Here is a 1,024-nt window from a genome sequence, read left to right as displayed (position 1 = left end):
CAATAAGCTCCTTAAATAATGAAGTTAATACATTAAACATAGTGTTCACCAGCAAACGAGGTTAACTACACATGAAGTCAATTTACGCCATTTTACAACGGTGAGAGGAAGATTAATATCATCACTTGTCGTCGTTTCTTCAAGAATTTCGATCACCTCAGAGCTTGAGAGCTCATGGCCCATCAGGAAGAGAGCCAACATTAGCGTCGGCTTTAGTTTTTGTGTCACTGGCTTCATCGAGAATGTGTTCAAAGCGCTGTCTTATCATGGCAATTTCATGTTCAACAAAGCCACGACCCTCTTCATCGCCTTGGTTTTCTTCTGGAGCATTATCGAATTCAAGAAACAACAAATTATCGTCAAGGCGTGTATTTACCAACCTTTCTGGCAGCCATTCTTCTCCCATCACAACATCGGGATCGTAACCGTCTGGTCAGGCTAAGGTAGAAAGTTTCAGTTCTGAGGCTTTCACATAAATTCAATCAATGACAATATCTACTAATTGTAACGGCTAATTGATAATGAACATAAGAGCTTTTCTTCTGTTTGATGAATTAATCAGCGTAATTAACTGGAATTTAAACAAAAATGAAAAAGAAATGGCTGGCTTTAAGTCTAATTGTTGGCTTAGGTGGGACACAAAGCGCTTTGGCTGCAGAAGAGGAACACGGGCATCGCCGCAATGTACCGCACAGCGTCGATTCCTTTTGATACGCAAGGAGGCGATCAAACCGTTAGTACCTTTGTACCTTATGATGTTTTTTGACAATGAATATGTGTTCGATTCGCGGCATCGAAGGGGGGGCGTACTTGTGGCAGTCAGAAGAGCAACAATTGCAATTTAATGCGCTGACGCGTCTACGTTTTATCGATATTCCCAAGATTGCACAAAACTCTATCGAAGGCGACAAAGCGGATTTCGGTGGACAATTGAAATATCAAATAGACGACCAGTGGCGTTTTGAAGTGGAATTGATGTCTGACGACAGTTTCCGTTTTCACTCCAACTACCGCTTGGCTGCCA

Annotated in this window: 2 pseudogenes; one reads left to right on the top strand and one right to left on the bottom strand. The window is 41.9% G+C overall.

What is annotated here, in order from left to right:
• Positions 1-45 precede the first annotated feature (45 nt).
• A pseudogene (locus CIK04_RS27490) lies at positions 46-472 on the bottom strand (hypothetical protein).
• Positions 473-588: 116 nt separating this feature from the next.
• Here CIK04_RS27490 and CIK04_RS27485 point away from each other — a divergent pair.
• Positions 589-1,024, top strand: a pseudogene (locus CIK04_RS27485) (MipA/OmpV family protein); the annotation flags it as partial.

Source organism: Vibrio sp. 03_296 (genome assembly GCF_002265885.1).
Note: the sequence above shows the minus strand (reverse complement) of the source record. Positions and strands in the feature narration are given on the sequence as shown.